Source organism: Amycolatopsis sp. lyj-84 (assembly GCF_046549075.1).
Taxonomy (GTDB): Bacteria; Actinomycetota; Actinomycetes; order Mycobacteriales; family Pseudonocardiaceae; genus Amycolatopsis.
In genome coordinates this window covers 90,985-108,781 of record NZ_JAJPWO010000002.1, presented here as the reverse complement: position 1 = coordinate 108,781, position 17,797 = coordinate 90,985, and the positions used below count along the sequence as shown (strand labels likewise).

Here is a 17,797-nt window from a genome sequence, read left to right as displayed (position 1 = left end):
CCGTCGCTAGGGTGTCCCGGTGGCGGAAGCATCAGTCGAGATCTACACCGATGGCGCGTGCAGCGGGAATCCCGGCCCCGGAGGCTGGGGAGCGGTGCTGCGGTACGGCGACGTCGAGAAGGAGATCTACGGCGGGGACGCCGGGCCGACCACGAACAACCGGATGGAGCTGATGGCGCCCATCGAGGCGCTCGAAAGCCTCAAGCGCCGGGTCACGGTGAACCTCTACACCGACAGCACGTACGTCCGGAACGGCATCACCAGCTGGGTGCGGAACTGGAAGAACAACGGCTGGATGACCTCGGCCAAGACGCCGGTCAAGAACGCCGACCTGTGGCGCCGCCTCGACGAGGCCGCTTCACAGCACGACGTCGAATGGCATTGGGTCAAGGGCCACGCCGGGCATCCGGAGAACGAGCGAGCGGACCGGCTCGCCGTCAAAGGCGTGGAAGAGGTCATGGGGCGACCCGTGGTCCAGCCCGGCGAACGGTCCGCTCGGCGTCGTTAGCAGCTGACGCTGACCTTGGCGCTCTTGGAGAACGACACGTGGACGTGGTCCATGTGGTTGGCGGTCGCGCCGCCGCGGTCCTCCATGGTGTCCCAGCCGCTGCCGTCGTTGTAGCGCTGGCGCCAGATGACGTAGCTGACGCCGAAGTCCTTCTGGTTCGCCAGGATGTAGTCGGCGATGGCGTTACCGGTGGCGGTGTCCACCATGAAGTCCAGCGCGAGGCCGGAGGGGTGGTCGCTGGCGTTCGCACGCCCGGCGACGCCGCCGACGTTCTTGACGCCGAACTTCGCCTTGATGTGGTTGCCGACCTGGGCGACGTGCGGCTTGGTGCCGGCGAGGCTGGTCGAACACGAAGCCGTCGCGGCGGGCACGGTCTTCTTCACCGGTGCGGGGGCCTTGGTCGACGTCGTCGGCTTCGGGGGAGCGGCGGTGGTCGACGGGGGCGGGGTGGTCGTCGAGCTGGGGGGCGGGGTGCTGCTGGTCGACGGCGGGGGAGTCACGCTGGAGACCGGGGGAGCCTGCAGCGCGAGCGCGGCACTGGCCGCTTCGACGTCGGGGGAACCCGCGGTGGTCAGCCACATCGACGCCGGGAGCGCCGTGGCGACCGCTGCCGCGATACCCGCGGGGAGCTTCCACTTCGGGGCTTTGGTCTTGCGATGTCTGCCGGCCATTTCTCTGATCACTCACCAATTCGGGGACGGGAGCTCACGTCGGGGGCCGCGAGCTCCGGGCAACATTACGAAAAGGACACGGCAATGTCACGCCCGAGTGTGCTCGCCCACAGTTACCTTGATCGTTGAACCGAACAGGGCTCACGTCCGTACAGACACAAGAAGTGCTTTTATATGAGCACTGTGAGTGATCGGTTCAGCCGGCTTTGCAGGCTTGGTAGTACATTTCCCCGGCCGGCGAGGTCACGTTCATCCCCGGAGCGGCCGGAGCCCGCCCCGTCGACGCCGAGGCCGCCGTCGCGGTGCAAACCAGCTGGTTGAGGGCTTGGCTCGACAGTTTTCGCGTGGTGTACGGCAGCACCATGGTCCCCGGTTCGCCCGAGTACACCTCGACCCGCCCCACCTCGGGGGGAACGAACGTGGTGAGCCCCTGCGCGGCTTCCCGTTCCGTCGGTCCCTTCATCAGCAACGTGATCGCGCCCTCGGGGGAGAGGAACCCTTCGGCGGGCCGTGTCACCGGGATGACCCGGCCGTCGGAGACGAAGTACAGCGTCACCCCGCCCATGACGGAGGTCCCCTCGGTGGCGCGGATCGACGGCCCCGGTCCGGCCGGGACGACACCGGTGGGCTGGACGCCGCAGGCCGCCACCAGCGCCGTCGCGGAGAGGACGGCCATCAGGGTCTTCCTCATCAGGCAGTCCCTTCGGCTCGGTTCGGCAGGCGCAGGACGAACCGGGCGCCGGTCCCGCTGTTGGCCGCCGTGATGTCACCGCCGTGCAGCCGGGCGTTCTCCAGTGCGATCGCCAGGCCCAGCCCGCTGCCTTCGGACCGGGCGCGGGAGCTGTCCGCCTTGGTGAACCGGTCGAACACATGCGGCAGGATCTCGGGGTCGATGCCCGGACCGTGGTCGTCGACCTCCACGGTGACGCCGTGGTCGTCGGCGCGCAGGTGGATCTCGACCGGGGCGGAGCCGTGCCGGAACGCGTTGCCGACGAGGTTGGCGACGATCAGGTCGAGCCGCCGCCGGTCGACCCGTGCGGTGACGCCCTCTGGCAGGTCGGTGACCAGGTCTTCGCCGTCCCGCCAGCCCCGGGCGTCGAGGCTGTCGCGGATCGCCGTCGCGAGATCCCATTCGTCGAGCACGAGTTCGGCGCGGCCCGCGTCGAACCGGGAGATCTCGACCAGGTCCTGGACGAGCCGGGTCAGCCTGCGAGTTTCGCCCGAGACCAGCCGTGCCGCGACGGCCGTGTCCGGCGGCAGCGTTTCGGCATCCTCGTCCAGCACGTCGGTGACCGCGTTCATCGCCGCGAGCGGGGTGCGGAGTTCGTGCGAGACGTCGGCCACGAACCGGCGCGCGTCGGCTTCCATGGCCCGCAGCTCGCCGACCGTGCGTTCCAGCTCGGCGGCCGTGTTGTTGAAGGTCGTGACCAGTTCGGCCAGTTCGTCGGACCCCTTGGCGGGCAGCCGGACGTCGAGCCTGCCCTCGCCGAGCTGGGCGGCGGCGGTGTTGAGCGCCCGGACCGGCCGTAGCACCTGCCTCGCCGCGAGCAGGGCCAGCGCGGCGGCCAGCGGCAACGCGAGCGCGGCCATCTGCCAGGCTTTTTTCGCGAGTTCCTCGATGGCTTGCTGCTGCTGGACGAGCGAGGTGAGCGAGTACACCTCGACGCCGCTGGCTCCCATCGCCCCGTTCGGTTGCCGCGCCAGCACGGGCATGCCGACCAGGAGCTGGGGATTGGCGTTGCGGTCCAGCCGCTGGAACTGGATCCGGGTGTCGGCGGCGACGGTCCGCCGCAGTTCGGGCGAGAAGATGGTCAGGTCCGGGCCGTTGACCGACCGCGTGTCGCGGTAGACCGCGACGGCGGTCAACCGCAGGCTGCCCGCGAAGTCGTTGAGCTGTTCCTGGGTCGGTGGAGTGGACAGCGGGCGGCCGTAGGCGCTGACCCGGTCCTTCAGCTGGTTCATCGCCGCGTCCTGGACCGCTTCGAGGATCGCGTTGCGGGCCGAAACGTAACTGGCGCCCGCCGCGGCCGCCGCCCCGATGATCGTCATCGCCGCGAAGGCCAGGATGAGCCGGGGCCGGAGCCCGGAGAGCAGCCTCATGAACGGCCGAACCGGTACCCGAAGCCCCGGACGGTCTGGACGTGGTCGGGTTTCGCGGGCACGTCTTCGATCTTCGCACGCAACCGCTGGACACAGGCGTCGACCAGCCTGGAGTCGCCGAGGTAGTCGTGATCCCAGACGGCGGAGAGGATCTGCTGGCGGCTGTAGACCTGCCCCGGCGTGCGCGACAGTTCCAGCAGCAGTTTCAACTCGGTCGGGGTGAGCGAGACCGGCTCGCCGTTCTTCGTGACCACCAGCCCGGCCCTGTCGATGACCAGGCGGCCGTGCCGTTCTTCGGCAGGGTCCTCCTCGCTCGAGGGCTTCTCGCTCACCGCGCGCCGCAGCACCGCCCGGATCCGGGCGTCGAGCACCCGGGGTTCGATCGGCTTGGTCACGTAGTCGTCGGCGCCCGCCTCCAGCCCGGCGACGATGTCGAAGTCGTCGCTGCGGGCGGTGAGCATGATGATCGGCACCTCGCCGGCCGAGCGGATCCGGCGGCAGGTCTCGAAGCCGTCGATCCCGGGCAGCATCAGGTCCAGCACGACGATGTCGGGCTGGTAGACCCGCAGTTTCTCCAGCCCGAGCTCACCGCTCTCGGCGGTGTGGACGGTGTGCGCCTGACGGCGCAGCGCGAGTTCCAGACCCTCCCGGACGGACGCGTCGTCTTCGATCAAAAGGACACTTGCCACGCCGCCATTATTCGGATATCGCCGCGCGTGTGCGACTCGGCTCGATCTTGTAGCAGAACCATGACATTGTGCGGACCTCACGGCGAAACGGCGTGGGGAGAGTGGGACACATGGCCGTACTCACCCACGAAGCGAAGCCGACCCCCGCCCACCGCCCGCTGCCGGGACGGCACGCGGAGACCAGGCGCACCCTGTCCAGGGCCGTGTTCCAGCTCGCCACCGGACTGGGACTGGCCACCGCGTTCATCGTGACCTACGTGCTGTTCGTGCACACGTCGGCAGGCCAGCTCGCCGAGAACGGCGTCGTCCGCAGCGCGCAGTCCGGCCAGTGGTCCACAATGGACTGGGCGGGGCCGCTGCGGGAGCAGGACATGGTGCTCGTGATCGGAGCCGCCGCCATCCTGTTGATCGGCCTGGCGCTCATCCGGCGCAAACCGGGTCTTCTCGTCCCCGCGCTGAGTGTCCTCGTGTTCCCGCTCATCGCCGCGCAGCTGCTCAAGCTGTACGTCCTCGAACGCCCCGAACTGCCTGACGGTGGTTACGGACCCGGGCACAACAGTTTCCCGAGCGGACACGTCAGCGCCGCCATGGCGATCCTGATGGCCTTCGCTTTCGTTCTGCCCCAACGATTCCGCCCGGCGATCATCGGGATCGGCGGCGTCGCCGTGGCCTGGGTCGCGTCGTCGACCATCGCGCTGGGCTGGCACCGGCTGAGCGACACGGCGGGCGCCTGCCTGCTGGGAGCGTCGTTCGCCTGCCTCCTCGCCGCCTGGCTGACCACCCGGCGCCGGGACCTGCGCCGCACGCCCGCCGCCCTGGTGGCGCTGGCCGCGATACTGCCGACCGGGATCGTGCTGATCGGGTTCGCGGTGCTGCACACGGCGACCGAGGGCGCCGCCCAGTTCGTCGCCGCGCTGGTGCTGGCCGCGTTGGCCGCGGTGGGGGTCGTGCTGGTCGCGCTGTGGCCGTTGCGCGGATCCGCGTTCGAACGGCGAGCCGGTGTGGAGACCCGCGTGGTCGACGACCTGCTCGAGACTCGCCTCGTGACCCGCCGCTGACGCGGGTTTCCCGAGGTGCCCCCGAATGTCACGTATGGGACGTTTCCCGTCTCATACGTGACATCGGTGCTTCAGGGGTTCCCGTGCGGCGGGCTGAAGGGGCCTTTCGCCGCGTTGGATGCCGCGAAGGGAGCTTTCGCCGCGTTGGATGCGGCGAAAGGCCCCTTCAGCTCAGGACGTGAGTCCTCTGCTCATCGGCGACGTGGGAGCCCGGGGCGCAGGAGGACCCGCGGCGAGTGAAGGCGCCAGGACCACCCGGTTCCGTCCGCTCCGCTTCGCTTGGTACATCGCCGAGTCCGCCGCGCGGAAGAGCTCGCCGTAATCCGTCGAGTGCTCGGGGGAGAGCCCGACGCCGATCGACACGGTGCATCCGTGGATCGGCCCGACCGCGCGGGGTTCGTTGGTGGCGTGGCCGCTGGCGAGTTCCGTCAGCCCGGTGATGGCGGTCTTCGCGACCGCCTCCCGGATCCGCTCGGCGACCCGCACGGCCTCCTCGCAGGTGGTGTCCGGCAGCAGCACCGCGAACTCCTCGCCACCCCACCGCCCGACGACATCGCGAGACCGCGTGTTCTGCCGGAGCACCGCGCTGACACAGCCGAGCACGATGTCGCCGCCGGAATGCCCGTACTTGTCGTTCCACTGCTTGAAGTGGTCGAGATCCAGCATCAGGAACGCGGTCGGCCGACGATCGGTCTGGTCTTCGAGCAGGCGCAAGGCGGCCGGGGCGTGGAAGGAGTCCTCGGTCAGCAGGCCGGTCTTCCGGTCTCGCTGGCTGCGCGCGATCGTGTCCGCCAGCGCCTGCGAGAGCCGGGTCGAGCGCAGCGCGACCCCGATCATCACCAGCGGTACCAGCGCGATGTTGACCGCGCCGAGGATCGTGGTGCACGCCGCGAGCTGCAGCGCGTAGACGAAGTCCGCGTTGTCCGCCCAGCTGCCGATCAGCTTTTGCCGCCGCCAGCCGCCCCAGGCCAGACCACGCGCGATGCTGATCAGGAGCGTTTGCGACGCGAAGTACCAGAGCGCGGCGCCCACCAGCGCGACGGCGGCGAGCGCGATGTCGCCCGTGCCCTGCGGGAGCATGCCCGATTCGAGCCAGGTGTGCAGTGACGTCAGTTCCGTGAGCGTGTGCACGCCGAGGATGGACGCGGCGTGCGCGGCGGTGGTGAAGAGGAACGTCGTCATCGCCTTGTGCGCGATGGAGTAACGCTGCACGCGCACCATCAGCAACAGCGCGAGCGAGAGGGTGGGCGGCAGCAGGACGGCCGCGCTGCCCAGCCAGACGGCGGTCTGGTCGATGTGCTCGCCGCGCCGGTCGTCGGCACGGCGCTGCTCCTCGGGATGCTGCGTCTGGAGGAGATACCAGATGGTGCAGCCCGCGATCACGCCGAAGCGGACGAGGTCCGTGGTCGTGACAGTGACCTTGAAGGCGCTGTAGAGGGCCCAGATCGCGACCGCGATCTCGGTGCCGAGCATCCAGAAGACCGCCGCGGGCGGAAGGCGCCACAGTTCCCACCCCGCCGGATGCCGCAGGGTGTTCCAGGCACGACCACGCAGCCGCCAGACGCGGGCGGAGGCGAGGCCGACGGTGTCGGCGAAACCCCGGAGCGAACCGGCCGGCCGCTCGGAGTCCTGTTTACCCAACTCGCTGACGAGGGTCACCTCCATCCGTTACGCACCGCACCCGCTTCGATCTTGCTGGGTAACCGCAAGGGGGTGACAGGGGGACCGCGTTGACGATCGCGTGAGACAGGCCAATGCCTGCGTTCGCCGGACGCGATACCGCCACAAGCTGGCAGGGTGGCTCGTATGCCTGACGCCGCATACGACGACGCCGCGGTCCCCGTGATGTTCGGCCCGGAATTCGACAGGAATCCTTCGCCCGCTTACGAATGGCTTCGTGCGAACGCCCCGGCGTTCCGGCTTCCGTTACCCGGCGACACCTGGACCTGGCTGCTGACCCGGCACGCGGACGTCGTTTCCGCGATGGCCGACCCCCGGTTGTCGAAATGCCCGTCCGTGGCCGCGGACCACTGGCGCAAGGCCAATCTCGGCCTGCCCGCCGACCATCGCCCGACCCTCATCGGGCATATGAACAACGTCGAGGGCGACGAACACGCGCGGCTGCGCAAGGCCTGTGCCGGCGCGTTCGGCCCGCGGCGGCTCCAGCACATGCGCGACCGCACGCATCAGCTGGCGAACGAACTGCTCGACCCGATCCTCGACCGCGGCGAAGGCGATCTCGTCGAGGATTTCGCCTACCCGCTGGGAATCCGGTCGATCTGCGAGCTGATCGGCATCCCGGACAGCCTGCTCGACGAGGTCCGCCCACCCGCGCTGGTGGTCGCCGCCGGCGACGTCACCGACATGGCGTCGATGCTCAAGGCGACCGACGATCTGGACAAACTGCTCGCCGACGTCGTCGCCCGGAAACGGGCCGAACCGGGGGCGGATCTGATCAGCGACCTGCTCGCGCAGGAGGCCGACGGGAAACTCACCGACGAAGAGGTCGCGGCGACGGCCTTCCTGTCGCTGATCGCCGGGCACGAGACGACGATCAGTCTCATCGCCTCGACCGCGCTGACCCTCATCACGCATCCGGAGGAAGCCGCCCGCGCCCGCGCCGACGGTGCGCATCTGACCCTCGTCATCGAGGAGGTCCTGCGCCGCGACACCCCGCTGCAGAACACCAGCTGGCGCTTCGTCACCGAACCGATGGAACTCGCCGGGCAGCCGATGGAGGCGGGCGACCCGATCCTCTTGTCGTTGCTGGCGGCCAATCGCGACCCCGAAGTCCACCCCGAACCGCTCGCTTTCCGCCCGGGCGAGCGGCCGGTGCGGCATCTGGCCTTCGGGGTCGGCCCGCATATCTGCATCGGTGCCGCGCTCGCGCGGATGCAGGCGTCCGCGGCCCTGGAGACGTTGTTCGACCGCGCGCCGTCGATGACGCTGACCGTGCCCGAGGACAGGCTCGTGTGGTGGCCGAGCGCGATCACCCGCGGCCTGCACAACCTTCCCGTGAAGCTTTAGGCGCTGCCTTCGAGCCTGCCGCGCAGCACGCTCGCCTTGCGGTCGTCGAGATCCATGACGAGCTGGAGCGCGTCGCGCCAGACCGTCATGGCCTCTTCACGGTGACCCTGGGCGGCCAGCGCACAGCCGCGTTCGTCGAGCGCGTCGGCCTGGCCCCAGACGTCGCCGCAGTTCCGGTACGCGGTCAACGCCTGCTCGCAATAGTCGAGCGCGTGCTCCGGATCGCCGAACCGGCGGCAAGTCCGCGCGAGCGGCACCAGCGCGAAGCCCATGCCGTGCTGGTCGGCGTCCTTCGCGTAGGTGTCGAACGCGCGCAGGCCGTGTTCGAGCGCCAGATCGCGTTCGCCGAGATCGCGGTAGGCGCGGCCGAGGTGGACCCGCGCGGTCGCTTCGCCGAGCTGATATCCGATCCGCGTGTTCACCTCCACGCTCTGCTCGACGAGCCGCACGGCCTCGGCGTAGTCCTCCCGCTCGTGCGCGATGTTGCCGAGTCCGACCAGTGCCCAGCCCAGGCTCGGGTTCTCGCCGATCTCGCCGGAGATCTCGACGGCCTGCCCGAACAGCTCGTGCGCGCGGTCGAGGTCGCCGCGCCGCCGGTGCGCCTCGGCGAGGTTGATCGCCGACCACGCCAGCCCGCCGAGGTCGCCGCCCGCCTTCGCGGACTCGATCGCCACGTCGTGGCTGGAGATCCACGTCTGCCACGGCCTGCCGAGCAGGTGGTAGTCGAACAACTCCACCGGCAGCCGCCAGCCGATCTCGTACAGCCCGTGATCCAGCGCCAGTCGCGCGACACCGGTGATGCTCGGCATCTCCGACGCGCACCAGATGTACGCCTCGTCGAAGGTGGCGAACCGGAGCGGCTCGACACCTTCGGGGGCGGGACCGAGGTCGATGTGGTGGTCACGGGCGGGCGTCAGCGTCCAGCTCGCGGCGTTGGCCGCGTAGAGATACCAATGGGTGAGCCGGGAAACCGCCGCCTGCCGCTCATCGCGCCATTGCTCGGCGGCGGCCTCTTCGGCGGCGTAGACACGGAGGAGGTCATGGAACCGGTAGTACCGGGCGCCGACCTGCTGGACGAGATGCGCCTGCACGAGCTTGTCGACGAGCCGCCGCGCGTCGTGTTCGGGCAGCCCGGCGAGCGCGGCCGCCGCGCCCGCGGTGAAGCGCGGGCCGGGGTGGAGGCCGATCAGCCGGAACATGCGGGCGGTGTCGGCCTCGAGCGCGCGGTACGACCAGCTGAAGGCGGCCCGGACCCCGACGGCGTCGTCGTCGACGGCGAGCAGCTCCAGCCGGCGGCCCTCGGCGACGAGCTCGCGGGCGAGGTCGCCGACACTCTGATGGGGATGCGTGGCGACCCGCTCGGCGGCGATGTTCACCGCCAGCGGCAGCGCCGCGCACAACTGGACGAGCTTGCCGACGCCTTCGGGATCGCCCGCCGCGCGTTCGTCGCCGATGAGGTCCGCCATGAGCCGGGTCGCTTCGAGATCTTCCAGCGGCTCCAAGGAAACCTGGACCGCGCCGCTGCCGACGACCAGTCCGGAGAGCCGTCGCCTGCTGGTGATCAGGACGGTGGTGTCCGGGGTGCCGGGCAGCACCGGCCGCACCTGATGCGAATCGAGGGCGTTGTCCAGCACGACGAGCGTGCGCTGACCGCGCAGCAGGCCACGCAGGAGCGCGAGTCGCATGTGCTCTTCGGCGGGAACGCGGTCGGGCCGGACGCCGACGCACCGGAGAAGGTCGTCGAGGATGTCGGCGGGTTGCGCGGGGGAGCCCGCCGCGTAGCCGCGCAGATCCGACCAGAGAACGCTGTCGAACTCTTCCTGCCGCCGGTTCGCCCATTTCAGCACCAGCGCGGTCTTCCCGACCCCGGGCGGTCCGGCCACGAAGACCACTTGGGCCGGTCCGCCGAGCACTTTCTCGTCGAGCAGGGCGAAGTGTTCTTCGCGGCCGACAAAATGGGCCGGTGGCGAGGGAAGGTGGACATAAGGTTCCGCGCGGGCGGCTTCGGCGAGCACGATCAGCGTCCCGCCCGCCTCCAGCGCGCGATCGCAGGCTTCGGCGAATTCCGCACTCGGCGGGGTGAGGCCGCGTTCGGCCCGGCTGATGAGACTCTTGTCGACATAGGCGAGTTTCTGGAGTTCGCGCAGTGCCAGTCCTTTGGCCTGCCGCCGCTGCCGCAGTGCGCGCCCGAAAGCCAGTGCGGCCGTCGAAACCGGCTTCGGTTCCGCGCGTGCTTTCCCGGTCTCCCCGGATCTGGCCGAGCCGGAATTCTCGGTCACCAGAAGCACCTTTCTCCCTGCTCCGCGGCAGATCGTGCCACAACGGCGCGACGGCGGGCAGGGCCATCTGCCGATTCGCCGCTGGGCGGAATGGCTCCGCGTGCGACAACCTTCCCATTACATGGGTCACAACACGGCCACCGGGTGTGCGGACGTGCGAAGACAGCCCCCAAACTGTGCGAGAACGCGCCCGTTCCCCTCCGGTGCGCCAGTCGAAAGGGAGGTGGATCATGCGCGACCGCGAAATGTGAGCAGGCCCTTGTTCCGCCTTGCGAGCAACCGGGCGAGTACTGATCTCCTCGCAAGCCGGTCGTGGCCGTCTTTCCCGGCGGCCACGGCCGTGACCTTGTGGAACATGTAGAACCGCTTAACGTCGGTGTAGATCTTTTCACTTGTCCTGATGAGTCGTCCGAGGCAGCTTGGAGAGGTATCGAGCAGCCCGGCGAAAGGATCGAAGTGAGCATCGGCGCGCCAGGAACCCTGGTCCGGATGGGCGTTCTCGCCCTGTTGTGGGGATCGGGGTTCCTGTGGATCAAGCTTGCGCTGACCGGGCTGCCGCCCGTTCAGGTCACTGTCATCCGCTGCGCGCTCGGCGCGGTGGTCCTTCTCGTCCTGAGCCGCTGGGCCGGGCAACGCCTCCCGCGTGACCGCCGGATCTGGGGAAGGCTCCTCGTCGCCGCCTTCTTCTGCAACGCCTTGCCGTTCGCGTTGTTCAGCATCGGCGAACTGACCGTGGACTCCGGTATCGCCGGGGTCATGAACGCGACGACTCCGTTGTGGTCGCTGCTGATCGGCATCGGGATCGGCACCGAACGCCGGATCACCGTGATCCGGGTGGGCGGGCTGGCCCTCGGGTTCGCCGGCATCCTGCTGATCTTCGCGCCATGGCAGAAGAGCGGCCTGCTCGGCTGGGGGACGCTGGCCCTGCTCGGCGCCGGAGTCAGCTACGCCATCGCTTTCGCTTACATGGGACGGAAACTCGTCGGCCAGGGCGGTCCGATCGCGATCTCCGCCGCCCAGTTGCTGACCGCCACCGTGTTGAGCGCGCTCGCCCTGCCGTTCGACGCGGCACCGTCCGGGCCGCTGAACGTGACCGCGCTGATCGCCGTCGTCGTCCTCGGAATCTTCGGCACCGGCATCACCTTCTACCTCAACTACCGGCTCATCGAGGACGAAGGCGCGACCTCCGCGGCGACCGTGGGCTACCTGCTTCCGGTCGTTTCGGTGGCGCTGGGCGCGATCGTGCTCGGGGAGGAACTGGGCCCGCGGGTGCTCGCCGGGATGGCGGTGGTGCTGCTCGGAGTCGCGCTGACGCGCTACGTGAGGTCTTCGGCGAGCAAGTCCATCAGCAGTCCGTCGTGCCAGCCGTCGCCGACGGTGTCGCGTTCGTAGCCGCGCATGACCCCGACCTCCCGGAAACCGACGGCCTTGTAGCAGCGGATCGCGGCCTCGTTGTCCACGGCCGGATCGATCACCAGCCGGTGATGCCCGCGATCGTGCACCAGATGGCGGGCCATCGCGCGGACGGTGTCCGTGCCCAGCCCCCGGCCGTGCGCCGCCGGGTCGAGGAAGAGGTCGACCGACGCGTGCCGGTACATGGGATCCTCCTCCTCGCCGTACTGGACGAAGCCCCGGACGACTCCGTCCTCCAGGACGGTGAAGCGGGTCGTCGTCGGATCGTCGAACGGCCAGGTGGGGGAGTCTTCGACCGAACCCCAGCGCGCCCTGACCTCGGCCGTGCCGCGAATCCGCCGCAGGTCCGGGACGTGGGCTTCGGTGACCGGGGTCAGGATCACGATCTCCCCGTGCAACTCGGTGGTCAGTTCCCGCTCCGTCCGCTCGTTCGAGTGGCGCCAGTCTAGGGAGGCGCGGCCAGGACCGCACGAAGACAGGCGGACATCTCAGCCGGGATCGGGTATCACTAAGGGGAAGGTGGAGGTGGGTCATGGGGAACCTGTACGAGGAACTGCGCCCGGCCACGGAACTGGTCGACGGCGGGGCGACCGCCGTGCGCGCGGCGGTGCTGCGCAAGGCGACCGAGGCGGTCGTCGCGAACGCCCGGGACGCGACGGACTGCCGGATGCTGCTGGAGATGCTGGGGCTGCACTCCGAGCCCGCGACCCGGTCCGAGGACGAAGCCGCCTGAGGCTTCGGCGCCGGGGGCCGTGAGTGGGGATTCGGGTTATTGAGGAAGGTCAAAAGTGGCGTGTTCGGGCGGGATGGGCGTTCACGTGTGTTCGGGCGGCGATCACGTGTGATCAGAGACGGATCACGTGTGCTTGGAGCCGGATCTCGTGTGATCGGGCGACGTTCACGGAGTTCGGCGTCTGATCACGCGTGATCCGTCTTCAATCACGCGAGTCACGCTTTCGCTCACCTTGGGTTCAGCCACAACGCCACAGTGAGGGCCACGCCAGCCTCCCGGGGCGTCGCGAAAGCCACTTTCGGGACATCAGACGTCCCGAAAGTGGCTTTCGTGACACGGCCGCTCGGCATCGGACGCGGCGAAGGACGCCTTCATCCCGTCGCCGGCCCGGCCCGCGAACACGCCGCCTTTGCCTCGCCGCTCAATAACTCGAATGCCCACCCACGACCACCCCGACCGACCCGTCTCAGTGCCGGGGCAGCACGCAGAACTCGTTGCCTTCCGGATCGGCCATGACGACCCAGGGATCCGACTCGGGGTCGTCGACGACCTTGGCGCCGAGCGAAACGAGCCGGGCGACCTCTTCGCGTTGCTCGAGTTCGTTGGAGGCGAGGTCGAGGTGCAGCCGGTTCTTGCCCGATTTCTCCTCGGGCACCGGCTGGAAGAGCAGACTCAGGACGTCCGGGCCCTTCAGTTCGACGTAGGTCACCCCGTGCCCGTCCGTCCACCGGGACGTTTCGGGGTAACCGAGCGCTTCCTTCCAGAACGCGGCCAGCGCTTCGGCCTCGCGGCAGTCGACGGTGACGGCGAGCATCCGGGTTCGCATGAAACCACGGTGCCACGGGAAAGCGAGATTCGCCGATCAGGCGGGGCGAGGCGTGATCAAGAGTCGCAGGACGTCGGTGAAGAGTGTTTCGGGGACCGCGCCGGCGTCCACTCCGCGCTCGACGGCGAGGCCGTTCGACAGCGCGAGGATCACCACCGCGAGTTGTTCGGCCGGGATCGGCAGTTCCACCGAGTGAGCCCCGGCGGCCTTGCGGATCGCGCGGGTGATGGCCTCCCGCAGCCGGGCCCGGCGTTCCGCGAAACCCGCGTGGATCGCCGGATCCCGCATCGCCAGGCCCCAGTACTCCAGCAGCAGCCGATGCCAGGTGGCGTCGGTGCCGATTCCGCTCAGCAACCGGGCACCCGCCTCGGCCGTCGCCTCCTCCAGATCGGCGATCTCGTCGAAGACCGCGGTGGCGGCGCCCATCCGCTCGACGATGTGCTCTTCCATGATGGTCAGCACCAGATCGTCGCGGCCACTGAAGTTGGAGTACACGGCGCCCTTGGTGAGCCCGGCTTCGGCCGCGATGTCGTTGAGCGAAGTTCCCGCGATGCCTTGACGGGCGAACACGGCGGTCGCCGCGTCGAGCACGCGCCGCCGGGTTTCGGCCCGGCTCGGGCGGGTGCGGGGAGGACGGGAAGCGGCCATGGATCCGGAGGGTACAACCCGCTGAACTCGGGTTCTGAACATTGACTGTGATCTGGCCCATATGGTACTCAGACAACTCGATACCGCTCGGTATTGAGTTGGAGGTCCCGTGTTCGCAGTCACCGTCGACGTGCGCCGCGCCATGGCCGTCCTGGCCGCAGCCTTCGTCGCCCTCGCCACCCTGGTGGTCGCCGCACCACCCGTCCGTGCCGCCGACTTCCCCCAGAATCCCCGGAACGATCCCTTCTACGCCCAGCCGTCGCCGTTCCCCGACGTCGCGCCGGGCACCGTGCTCGACTCCCGGCCGGTCACCGTCCGGGCGCTCGCCCTGCCGCTCCCGATCCGGGCCTGGCAGGTCAAGTACAAGTCCACCGACACCCGGGGCAGGCCGATCGCCGACGTCGCGACCGTCCTGCAGCCGCTCGTCCCGCCGCCGGGGCCGCGCAAACTCGTCTCCTACCAGACCGCGCAGGACGGTCTCACCACCGATTGCGCGCCGTCGTACGTGCTCCGGACCGGGCTGGCCCTGCCCGCCGAGGAACTCGCCCTGATGGTGCCGCTGCTCGCGGCCGGGCACACCGTCGTCACCGCGGACTACCAGGGACCCGATTCACAATGGACGGCCGGGCTCAACACCGCGCACGGCGTCCTCGACGGAATCCGTGCGGCACAACGGTTTGCGCCCGCGCGACTGAACGGCGCGGCCACGCCGACCGCGTTGATGGGCTATTCCGGTGGCGCGCTGGCGAGCCAGTGGGCCAACGAGATCCAGCCGTCGTACGCGCCGGAACTGAAGTTCGCCGGTGTCGCGGCGGGCGGGGTCCCGGCCGACATGGGCTACATCGCGCGGCAGATCGACGGCGGACCGTTGTCGGGTGTCTACATCGGAGCGGCCGTCGGACTCAGCAGGGCGTATCCGGAGATCGACCTCGCCACTCTGCTCAACGCGCGCGGCAAGGCGGCGTTCGCCGAGGTCGGGAAGCAGTGCATCGACCAGTTCAGTGTCGGGCAGGCGTTCCGTCGTATGGCCGATTACGTGACCGTGCCGGAACTGCTCGACGTCCCGGCGGTGAAACGGGTGATCGCCGAGAACGTCATGGGCGGGCACGAACCGGGTTCGCCGACGTACTTCTACCAAGGGATCTTCGATGAACTGACGCCGATCCCGCCGGTCGACAAGCTGGTCGCGAAGTACTGTGCGGCGGGCGTGAAGATCAAGTACGACCGGATCCCCGTCGGCGAGCACGTCACCGTCGCGGTCCAGGGCGCACCCGGCGCGCTGGCCTACGTCAACGATCGGCTCGCCGGGAAACCGGTGCCGAGTTCCTGCTGATCACCGGCATACTCGCCGGATGGCTTTCTTCGACATCGAGGGTTACGAACCCGTGTGGCTCTCCGGACTCAAGGAGATCCGGAGGGCACACGGGGACCGGTTGCGCGCACTGGTGGGCAAGCGGCTCCAGCACGTCCACCTGACCTGGTACGTCGAATACGGCGAATGGCTCCAGGACGCGCCGGTCGTGCTGGACTTCGGGGACGAACGGCTCGAGATCACGCACTGGAAGTTCGACGAGGTTTCCCTCACCTGGAACACGATCGACCCGTTCGGCAAGGCGGAATGGAACTGGGGCGATCCGGCCGAACCGAGTCCGCTCCGGTGGCGGCAGGACATCTACCCCGAACTGTCCGCTTTGGAGGGTCAGGTGCTCCAGGACGTCGAACTGCTCGAATCCCTGTACAAGGGTGTGGCCGGGAGCATGGTGGCGCTCGGCTTCGTGTTCCCGGGCGGGCGGTTCACCGTCTTCAACGCCATGGACGAGAACGGGCTCGAGTACACCGAGCCCGGTGAGGACTACCGGAAGCATTCCCTGGCGGGCTGAAAAACCGGATGCCCCGGCCGTCGATCTTCGTGATACTTCCCGGCATGTCCCGGATCAAACTGGCCGAAGCGCTCGCTCTGCGCGCCGACGCGACGAAGAAGGTGGAGGCGCTGCGCTCCCGGATCGTCGACAACGCGCGCCACCAAGAGGGCGAGGAACCGGCGGAGGACGCGTCCGCGCTCCTCGTCGACGTCGAAACCGCGCTGGGCGACCTGGAATCGCTGATCCAGCGGATCAACCGGACCAACGCCGCGACTCCGCTCGGGGAAGGCACGATCACCGACGCGATCGCGCACCGCGACGTCCTCCGGCTCAGGCACGGCGTCCTCACCGCGGCCGCCGACGCCGCGGCCGGCCGCAACCAAGGCGGCTACGGCCGTCAGCTCCGCTCGGAACTCCGGTATCTCTCCGCGCTTCCGGTCGCGGAGCTGCGGTCCCGCGCGGACCGGGTCGCCGGCGAGATCCGGGTGGTCGACGTCGAGATCCAGCGCACCAACTGGGAGACCGACCTCCTGGACTGAACGTGGAAAGCAGGTAGCCCTCCGGGAAGCGGGCACAAGCCGAGAGCCGGCGGTACACCGGCTCACCTCCTGGTACGTGGCGGGCAGCGTGGGGTTCGACTCCCCGATCACAACTCAGCCCAGCACGGCGCACAGGTGACGGCGCAAACGGCACAGTTCATCACCACGTGCCGGTCCCGGAAGGCGAGGGTGGGCACGGGGCCTTTCCACGTCCGGACGAGGTGCTCGGCACCGCATTCCCGTTGCCCGAGTGGCGTTCCCGACACAGCGGCGAAGCCGATCCATGGGCGGACCCGATCGACTCTGTGCCAAGGTGAAAAGCGGAACAACCCAAGAGCCCAGGTGGTGACCCCGGATGGCACTGAAGATCGGTTACAAGGCGTCGGCCGAGCAGTTCGGCCCGCGCGACCTCGTCGAGTACTCCGTGCTCGCCGAGCAGGTCGGGCTGGACAGCGTGATGGTCAGCGACCATTTCCAGCCCTGGCGGCACCAGGGCGGGCACGCGCCGTTCTCGTTCGCGTGGATGGCGGCTGTCGGCGAGCGCACCGAGCGGGTGGTTCTCGGTACCAGCGTGCTGACGGCGACCTTCCGCTACAACCCGGCCGTGGTGGCGCAGGCGTTCGGCACCCTCGGCAGCCTGTACCCCGGCCGGGTACTGCTCGGGGTCGGCAGCGGCGAGGCGCTCAACGAGGTCGCGGTCGCGCGGATCGAGTGGCCCGCGTTCAAAGAGCGGTTCGCGCGGCTGCGCGAGGCGATCGAGCTGATGCGCAAACTGTGGTCCGAAGAGCGCGTCACGTTCGAGGGCGAGTACTACCAGACCACCGACGCCACCGTGTACGACCGACCCGAGGGCGGCGTGCCGATCTACATCGCGGCGGGCGGTCCGGTGATGGCGAAGTACGTCGGCAAGCAGGGCGACGGTTTCATCTGCACGAGCGGCAAGGGGATGGACCTCTACACCGACAAGCTGCTGCCCGCGGTCGCGGAAGGCGCGGAGCAGGTCGGCCGGAGCACCGGCGACATCGACAAGATGATCGAGATCAAGCTGTCCTACGACCCGGATCCGGCGCAGGCGCTGGAGAACACCCGGTTCTGGGCGCCGCTCTCGCTGACGCCGGAGCAGAAGGCGGGCATCGAGGACCCGTCCGAAATGGAGAAGGCCGCGGACGCGCTGCCGATCGAGCAGGTCGCGAAGCGCTGGATCGTCACCTCCGACCCGGCCGACGCCGTCGAGCAGATCAAGCCGTACGTCGAAGCGGGCTTCAACCACCTCGTCTTCCACGGCCCCGGCCACGACCAGGAGCGTTTCCTGCGCTCGTTCTCCGAGCAGGTCGTCCCGGGTCTCCGCGAACTCGGCTGACCGGCTCGGGTGGCGGCATCGCGCGGGCGGTGCCGCCACCCGGCTCCCGGCTGGTGAGACCTCGTTGACCGGTCCGGCCGCCGC

Annotated in this window: 18 protein-coding genes; 9 read left to right on the top strand and 9 right to left on the bottom strand. The window is 69.2% G+C overall.

Features of this window, described 5'->3' with window-relative positions; all coding sequences use genetic code 11:
* The first annotated feature begins 19 nt into the window (after positions 1 to 19).
* Complete coding sequence (gene rnhA / locus ACLJRM_RS05895; protein ID WP_410662498.1) at positions 20 to 508, top strand: ribonuclease HI; 489 nt, start codon at positions 20 to 22, stop codon at positions 506 to 508.
* On the opposite strand, the gene ACLJRM_RS05890 is transcribed toward rnhA, so the two are convergent.
* The 4 genes from ACLJRM_RS05890 to ACLJRM_RS05875 all read right to left on the bottom strand — a co-directional run bounded on the left by ACLJRM_RS05890 (position 505) and on the right by ACLJRM_RS05875 (position 3,968).
* Complete coding sequence (locus ACLJRM_RS05890) at positions 505 to 1,179, bottom strand: hypothetical protein (protein ID WP_174720401.1); 675 nt, start codon at positions 1,177 to 1,179, stop codon at positions 505 to 507. The genes rnhA and ACLJRM_RS05890 overlap by 4 nt on opposite strands.
* Before the next feature lie 196 nt (positions 1,180 to 1,375).
* Positions 1,376 to 1,870, bottom strand: a complete 495-nt coding sequence (locus ACLJRM_RS05885; RefSeq protein WP_101606958.1) for a GerMN domain-containing protein — start codon at positions 1,868 to 1,870, stop codon at positions 1,376 to 1,378.
* On the bottom strand, positions 1,870 to 3,279 hold the full coding sequence (locus tag ACLJRM_RS05880; RefSeq protein ID WP_101606959.1) for a sensor histidine kinase: 1,410 nt from the start codon (positions 3,277 to 3,279) through the stop codon (positions 1,870 to 1,872). Before ACLJRM_RS05880 ends, ACLJRM_RS05885 begins: the two co-directional genes overlap by 1 nt.
* Complete coding sequence (locus ACLJRM_RS05875; protein ID WP_101606960.1) at positions 3,276 to 3,968, bottom strand: response regulator transcription factor; 693 nt, start codon at positions 3,966 to 3,968, stop codon at positions 3,276 to 3,278. Before ACLJRM_RS05875 ends, ACLJRM_RS05880 begins: the two co-directional genes overlap by 4 nt.
* Before the next feature lie 110 nt (positions 3,969 to 4,078).
* On the opposite strand from ACLJRM_RS05875, the gene ACLJRM_RS05870 reads away from it, so the two are divergent.
* On the top strand, positions 4,079 to 5,026 hold the full coding sequence (locus ACLJRM_RS05870; RefSeq protein ID WP_101606961.1) for a phosphatase PAP2 family protein: 948 nt from the start codon (positions 4,079 to 4,081) through the stop codon (positions 5,024 to 5,026).
* 171 nt (positions 5,027 to 5,197) lie between these two features.
* Here ACLJRM_RS05870 and ACLJRM_RS05865 read toward each other — a convergent pair whose 3' ends face one another.
* Positions 5,198 to 6,691 (bottom strand): diguanylate cyclase, encoded by a 1,494-nt coding sequence (locus ACLJRM_RS05865; RefSeq protein WP_410662497.1) that lies wholly within the window; start codon positions 6,689 to 6,691, stop codon positions 5,198 to 5,200.
* A 141-nt stretch (positions 6,692 to 6,832) separates the two neighbouring features.
* Between ACLJRM_RS05865 and ACLJRM_RS05860 the strand changes: the two genes are divergently transcribed.
* Positions 6,833 to 8,053 (top strand): cytochrome P450 family protein, encoded by a 1,221-nt coding sequence (locus tag ACLJRM_RS05860; protein WP_410662496.1) that lies wholly within the window; start codon positions 6,833 to 6,835, stop codon positions 8,051 to 8,053.
* Here the strand turns inward: ACLJRM_RS05860 and ACLJRM_RS05855 are convergent.
* Entirely contained in the window at positions 8,050 to 10,332 is a 2,283-nt protein-coding gene (locus ACLJRM_RS05855; protein ID WP_410662495.1) for a tetratricopeptide repeat protein, read from the bottom strand. The genes ACLJRM_RS05860 and ACLJRM_RS05855 overlap by 4 nt on opposite strands.
* 456 nt (positions 10,333 to 10,788) lie before the next feature.
* Between ACLJRM_RS05855 and ACLJRM_RS05850 the strand changes: the two genes are divergently transcribed.
* Positions 10,789 to 11,724: a DMT family transporter gene (locus tag ACLJRM_RS05850; RefSeq protein ID WP_101606965.1), complete on the top strand. Its 936-nt coding sequence runs from the start codon at positions 10,789 to 10,791 to the stop codon at positions 11,722 to 11,724.
* Here the strand turns inward: ACLJRM_RS05850 and ACLJRM_RS05845 are convergent.
* Positions 11,649 to 12,128 (bottom strand): GNAT family N-acetyltransferase, encoded by a 480-nt coding sequence (locus ACLJRM_RS05845; protein WP_410662494.1) that lies wholly within the window; start codon positions 12,126 to 12,128, stop codon positions 11,649 to 11,651. The genes ACLJRM_RS05850 and ACLJRM_RS05845 overlap by 76 nt on opposite strands.
* A gap of 149 nt (positions 12,129 to 12,277) precedes the next feature.
* On the opposite strand from ACLJRM_RS05845, the gene ACLJRM_RS05840 reads away from it, so the two are divergent.
* Positions 12,278 to 12,478: a hypothetical protein gene (locus ACLJRM_RS05840; RefSeq protein ID WP_101606966.1), complete on the top strand. Its 201-nt coding sequence runs from the start codon at positions 12,278 to 12,280 to the stop codon at positions 12,476 to 12,478.
* Positions 12,479 to 12,944: 466 nt separating this feature from the next.
* Here ACLJRM_RS05840 and ACLJRM_RS05835 read toward each other — a convergent pair whose 3' ends face one another.
* Positions 12,945 to 13,304 (bottom strand): VOC family protein, encoded by a 360-nt coding sequence (locus ACLJRM_RS05835; protein WP_101606967.1) that lies wholly within the window; start codon positions 13,302 to 13,304, stop codon positions 12,945 to 12,947.
* A gap of 36 nt (positions 13,305 to 13,340) precedes the next feature.
* Complete coding sequence (locus ACLJRM_RS05830) at positions 13,341 to 13,952, bottom strand: TetR/AcrR family transcriptional regulator (protein ID WP_410662493.1); 612 nt, start codon at positions 13,950 to 13,952, stop codon at positions 13,341 to 13,343.
* Positions 13,953 to 14,061: 109 nt separating this feature from the next.
* Between ACLJRM_RS05830 and ACLJRM_RS05825 the strand changes: the two genes are divergently transcribed.
* From ACLJRM_RS05825 to fgd, 4 genes are all read left to right on the top strand, one after another.
* Positions 14,062 to 15,285, top strand: coding sequence for a lipase family protein (locus tag ACLJRM_RS05825; protein WP_101606969.1), 1,224 nt, complete (start codon positions 14,062 to 14,064; stop codon positions 15,283 to 15,285).
* 19 nt (positions 15,286 to 15,304) lie between these two features.
* Complete coding sequence (locus tag ACLJRM_RS05820; protein WP_410662492.1) at positions 15,305 to 15,832, top strand: hypothetical protein; 528 nt, start codon at positions 15,305 to 15,307, stop codon at positions 15,830 to 15,832.
* 44 nt (positions 15,833 to 15,876) lie between these two features.
* Entirely contained in the window at positions 15,877 to 16,353 is a 477-nt protein-coding gene (locus ACLJRM_RS05815; RefSeq protein ID WP_410598143.1) for a DIP1984 family protein, read from the top strand.
* Between the two features lie 355 nt (positions 16,354 to 16,708).
* Positions 16,709 to 17,713, top strand: coding sequence for a glucose-6-phosphate dehydrogenase (coenzyme-F420) (gene fgd / locus ACLJRM_RS05810; protein WP_101606972.1), 1,005 nt, complete (start codon positions 16,709 to 16,711; stop codon positions 17,711 to 17,713).
* Positions 17,714 to 17,797: the final 84 nt, after the last annotated feature.